The sequence below is a fragment of the Ruegeria sp. E1 genome (assembly GCF_056534225.1).
Map to the genome: position 1 here is coordinate 1 of NZ_JBQFPE010000031.1, position 5,592 is coordinate 5,592.

Genomic DNA, 5,592 nt, shown 5'->3' on the forward strand with positions numbered 1-5,592 from the left:
AAGTGAAATCGGCCAAACGTAACCACCCGCCGTTACACACGCTTTTTTGAATCATCATTGGATCTGCGCACCAATCGTTTAATGCGCATATTTACACCATTATGATCACTTCAGATGAAACCCCGAAATATGAACGCGGACTTCGATTAGGCCCATGTGCGTTCCTCTTCAACCCAACCAAACAAACCTTCTTGAAACTGAGGGCTCCGCCTCGACGAGCCCAAGCACAAGCGCCAGATCGAGTCTGCGGTTCAGAAAGCGGTGGAGAGCCTCAAACGCCCCCTATTTTACCAGCCTAAACCTCAGCCTCAAACGCCCCCGGTTCAAGTTCTTCCCAAAACGCGAAAATCGCGGTTGCGTTCAGCCCCGACCTCCAGCCATGTGCGCGGAAATGTTCGCGATCCAGATCGTCGTTCAAGCTGGACAGAAACAGCCTCTTGTCTGCGTCGCGCTGGGTTGGGTTTCGCCGCGAAACCAACGCTTCGACAACGGCCAGTTTTCGCGCCCGTTCGCCGCGCTCTGCCGCACGAGCCTCATAGGCTTGATCCTCACGCGCCTGCACCGCATCCCGCCGGCGCGCCGCCTCGGCCACTTCGGGGCCGGGTTCGACCGGTGCGGGTTTGTCCGGGACTTTGTAATCGTCGCGCAACGCGGCGGACAGATATCCGATCGTCGATTTGACGTCCGCCTGCCGCTCGGTCATATAGTCAAGCTTTTGCTGCACATAGTCCTCGCCATGTTCGGCTATCCATTGCCGCGCCAGCCGGTCCGCGACCCCTTGTTTGCGCAGCATCTTGTAAACCGGAAGGTTGCGCACCCCGTCGCTGTCATCAATCTGGAACATTGCCATCTGCGGGTTCTCTCGGATCAGAAACCGAAGATCGGTGACCGCCCTGCCCTTTTTGCGAAACTCCGGCTCGATCACGATGTCCGAGCTTTTGTTCACCTCGGCCACCGCCGGTTTGATGATCTTGGCGTTCAGATGTTTGAAGCTGCTGTAATAGTCGCTGCCATCCACGCCCATCAGCTTACGAAAGACATCCAGTGTCCACCAGCCGGTCGATCCGGTGCGCACAAAACGATAGCAGTTCTCGTACAAGGCCAATCCATGCCCCGAACTGAAATTGCGCTGAATATGCACATTGATCAGCGCATAGATTTTCGGGTCGAACAGCTTTTGCGCCAGCGCGGGTGAATAGGCATATTCGCAGATGCCGCTCTTGAGCTTGGCAAAGCTGAGAAGCGACGACACCCCCCATTCCTGCCGCCCCTGTTCATCCAGCATATCCCATTCAGCTACGGTTTCCGCCAAAGCGCGCAGGCTGGACCGAAGCGTATCGAAATCGTTTGAGTTATAGCCCACCATCATTGCCAACGTTCGGGCATCGATCGTATGGGTCGTGGCCGAGGTTAGTGTGTCATATGCATTCAACAGCAGAACATTGGACAGCTTGCGCTGTAACAAAGTCAACTTGCCACTGATATGAATAGCGGCAACATTCTTTTTAACCGTCTCACGGCGCAATGCGCCTGAGAGCTGATCCATATCGACCTGGGGTTCTGGCATTGCCCTGCCTGACTGCTCGTTTGTATGAATGTGCCACGAAAGGTACCCGGATTTCAATCGTGTTAAGGTGCCCAAATACAGGATGCGCCGCCTCCCGTAGACAGGTACCTTAAGCGTAAGAATGAACCGCCAGAGACTTCAGCTGGGCCTTCAAGGTGCAATTGCATGATCCGAAACACATCGAACCAGGGTAAATTCAACCGTATTAGACTCCAATTAGGCGCCTTAGAGTCTTCCTGAGAATCGGGCCTCTTGGTCCTGTAGGCGGGTTCTGATGATCCCGGAAACAGGTGCCATTCATCCCGCATCCGGGTGCCTTTGAACCTGTATCCAGGCACTCAAATGAAGATAACAGTTTGTAATATAATAATAATCAATACACAAAGATTCTAAAGACTCTAAAGAATCCAAACTCTTTGTTGCTGTTTCTTCTATCGAATTTATGGGGTTTCGCGGCGAAACTGAATCTGAAAGCGATAAAAACCGGTGATTTTTGTGATCTAGGATAGCCGTGACAAACAATGTGCGGTAGATTGGAGAATATACGCTGATAAAGCGAACATTTTCTGAGGCATCGACAGTGAACAAACCAACGCAACCCAGCCTGCCCCCGTATCTGAATCTTGACCCCAAGGCCGCAGCCGATCGGTTGCCAGACCCTATCGGCACACAGCGATTCGCAAAAGCGGCTGCATTTTGTGCCAAAGGTCGTGATGATTTGGCCCGTCGTGGATACGCCCCGGATGGGGAAAAACGGCTGCGCAGGTTTTCCATATGGGAGATCACCAAATACCTCATCCCGGTCGCTCCGGCGCATCTGCGACGTGTGTTGAAAGGCAACCCGGATCTGCCGCAAGGCGAGGGTGAAGGCGGGTCCAAATGGTTTACTCTGGAAGAGGTTCTGGCGCTGCGCCAATATTTCGCGAGCGAAGGTGTCAGCACGAAAGAGTACTTGCCCTATCGCCCCGAGGGGCTCCCTGCCAAGGTGGTCTCGGTTGCCAATTTCAAGGGCGGCGTCGGCAAGACCAGCACCGCCGCGCATCTGGCCATGTCTGCCGCGTTGGACGGGTACAAGGTGCTGGTGATCGATCTGGACAGTCAGGGCTCCATGACCTCGATATTGGGCGGTAAGGTCGCTGATGAATGGCAAACTGTGTTCCCCTTGATCGCCAAGGACTACGCCCGCGCGGTACAGCAGGAAAACGCAGTTCGGGTGGCGGCGGATCAACCGGAAATTCCATTGGACGAAACTCTACGCGAGGCGTTGACCACCCTGCCCCGCGATGTGATCCAGAAAACCCACTGGCCCAATATCGACTTGATCGGCGCGCAGCTGAACCTCTACTGGGCCGAATTCCAGATCCCGGTCTGGCGCATGGGGTTGCGCAGCTGGCCCCTGTGGGATGGACTGACCAATTTTCTGAACGATGACGGCGTTCTGGATGACTATGACGTCATCTTTCTGGATACGCCCCCTGCCCTGGGATATCTTACCATCAACGCGCTGGCTGCCGCTGATATCCTGTTGGTCCCCCTTGGGGCGTCATTCCTTGAGTTTGACTCGACAGGCCGATTCTTTGACATGCTCTATTCGACTTTCGCCAGTATCGAAGATGGTGAAAACGCAGCGCAACGGGCGGCGGGTTTACCGGAAATGAAGTTCGAATGGGATGTAGTGCGCGCCATCATAACGCGCTTTGATGCCAGCCAGCAGACGGACATGGCCAACGTCATCCAAGCCTATTTCGGGGATTTCATGAACGCCTATCGTCAGGACTATACCGCGCTGGTCGGCCAGGCGGGTGAGCAGGTCAACGGTATTTACGAGGCGGATTACCGCGAGTTCAACCGCGAAACCTATGTGCGCGGTCGCGAAACATTCGACAGAACCTATGCCGAGTTCAAGGAGCTGTTGATCGGCTGTTGGTGGCGCGATGCGCAGATGGAGGAAAATGCAAATGGCTAAGCGCAGAAGATTGACCGCCCCCGATGCTTCGGAGTTGCAGGAGCTTGAAGCCGGTTTCGCGACGAAACCACAGACAAACCCGTTCGAGGCCAACGCCAAGGCCCCACCGATTGCGCAGGTTGCGGGTGAGGCCGCGGCCCTGGCGGGAATGGCCTCTGTCACCGACCGCGCCGCACTGGTGCAGGATCAGGGAGACGCCGAACGCTGGCGCGCCGCGCAGGGTGACGGGCTGGTGGTGCAGAAGGTGCAATTGGACCAGATCGAACCGGATTTTATTCGCCGCGACCGGATGGATGTGGAAGAAGAGGCGTTGGGGGAACTGATCGACTCGGTGCGTGTACACGGAATTCGCACGCCGATCGAAGTGACGAAATTGGCCGACGGCTATGGCCTGATCTCGGGCTACAGGCGTTACGAGGCCTGTCGGCGTCTGTCTGCTACTGACCCCCGTTTTGCCGAGATTCCTGCCTTTGTGCGCGACGCCGGGGCCGGGCAGGGGGCCTATGTTTCGATGGTTGAGGAAAACGAACTGCGTTCGAACCTCAGCCACTACGAAAGGGGGCGGATTGCCGTTCTGGCAGCAGGGCAGGGGGTATTCGCTTCGGTCGAACAGGCGGTCAACACATTGTTCTCAGCCGCGTCCAAGGCTAAGCGGTCCAAGGTACGCAGTTTTGCGATGGTGCACGAGGCTTTGGGGGATTTGCTTCAGTTTCCTACCGAACTGACCGAAAAAGCAGGCCTGCAATTGGCTGCTGGTTTGCGCAATGGCGCTCAGACGCAATTACGCGAGGTGCTGGATGGGGCCGAAGTGGAAGATGCCCGATCTGAATGGAAGCTTTTGGAACAGGCGATGAAAGCAACGCCTGAGAAACCACGTGACAAAGCCAGGGGAGGGCGCCCGCAAGAGGTTGAACGTATCGATCGATTGCCGCTACCACTTGGCGGCGCGTTGAGTGCTGAGGTTGCGGCAGATGAGGTGCGCATTCGGCTCGAGGGCCGCAGTCTGGACCGGGAAACTGTCGAGGCGCTTCTACAGCACCTTGCACATCAGATCGGGTAGTTTCGCCGCGAAACCCTAGGATGCACAATCAGATTGGTGGTTTGACAGGTTTTGTCGCCAATTTTTTGCAGGCATTGTTGGTTGAGCAGGAGAATGGATTATCCTGCCAATTGAGCGAACTGCTGAAACGGTCGGAGTCCGGACGTGAATTGGCCTTTGCGTATCATATTGACTAGCTCGATGCGTGCCAGGACAGATGCGGCTGAAGCGAAAGATTTGAGGCCCAGCATTGGACGGATCCTACGTTTGATAAATCGGTGATCCTGTTCGATAATATTTTAAAGGTATTTCCTTCGAACCATCTCGATCGTTACAGGGCACTCAAAGCGTCGGAGCATTTTGTTGATCGCATTGACGCCAGCTGTATTCGCTCCGCTCTTGTCTATGACGATCTTGCGCGGCAACCCGTTCGCCTCGAGCGCGCGGGCGAAGAAGCTCGTCGCAGCGGCCTTGTTTCGGCGCTTGGACAACATGAAGTCCAGTATTTTGCCGTATTTTTCGATGGCGCGATAAAGGTAAACCCACTCACCCTTAACTTTCACATAGGTCTCATCCATGCGCCACGAGCGATCTGTGGCGCGTTTGCGATACCTAGCAGCTTCAGCCACAAGACCGGCATACCGGCTGACCCAGCGGATCAATGTCGCGTGGTCAAGGTTAACGCTACGGTCAGCCATGATCTCTTCCATATCCCGAAATGACACGCTGTAGCGGAGAAAGAAGTAAACAGCATACAAGATCACTTCCTTCAGAAAATGCGCGCCCTTGAATGAGATCGTCATGGGCTGCTCCTGTCTTATCCGAGCACGCGCTATCAAAAGTACGCAACCTGACAGGTGGAAAAATTTGCGACAGAACCTCATTAATATATAGAAAGGAGCTATCATCAAAATAGTAGTGCTCAGAGATGCCAATTATTGCGCATTAAAAGGGTTCCGGTGCGAAACCATTACTCTTTCGAACCTCAGCACTTAACGGCTGACAACGATTTCCGAAGAG

The 5,592-nt window shown here is 54.8% G+C and carries 3 protein-coding genes and 1 pseudogene; 2 read left to right on the forward strand and 2 right to left on the reverse strand.

Going from position 1 to position 5,592, the window contains the following annotated elements:
- Positions 1–295 precede the first annotated feature (295 nt).
- Positions 296–1,567, reverse strand: coding sequence for a replication initiation protein (locus tag ACR0FG_RS20715; protein WP_480895240.1), 1,272 nt, complete (start codon positions 1,565–1,567; stop codon positions 296–298).
- A gap of 580 nt (positions 1,568–2,147) precedes the next feature.
- On the opposite strand from ACR0FG_RS20715, the gene ACR0FG_RS20720 reads away from it, so the two are divergent.
- Positions 2,148–3,533, forward strand: coding sequence for an AAA family ATPase (locus ACR0FG_RS20720; protein WP_480895242.1), 1,386 nt, complete (start codon positions 2,148–2,150; stop codon positions 3,531–3,533).
- Positions 3,526–4,593, forward strand: a complete 1,068-nt coding sequence (locus ACR0FG_RS20725; RefSeq protein WP_480895244.1) for a ParB/RepB/Spo0J family partition protein — start codon at positions 3,526–3,528, stop codon at positions 4,591–4,593. Before ACR0FG_RS20720 ends, ACR0FG_RS20725 begins: the two co-directional genes overlap by 8 nt.
- Positions 4,594–4,691: 98 nt before the next feature.
- Here ACR0FG_RS20725 and ACR0FG_RS20730 read toward each other — a convergent pair.
- A pseudogene (locus ACR0FG_RS20730) lies at positions 4,692–5,375 on the reverse strand (IS6 family transposase).
- Between the last annotated feature and the right edge of the window lie 217 nt (positions 5,376–5,592).

Excerpts from the sequence above, each read along its gene's own strand:
- ACR0FG_RS20715 (WP_480895240.1), bottom strand. The coding sequence starts at position 1,567 with ATGCCAGAACCCCAGGTCGATATGGATCAGCTCTCAGGCGCATTGCGC.
- ACR0FG_RS20725 (WP_480895244.1), top strand. The coding sequence starts at position 3,526 with ATGGCTAAGCGCAGAAGATTGACCGCCCCCGATGCTTCGGAGTTGCAG.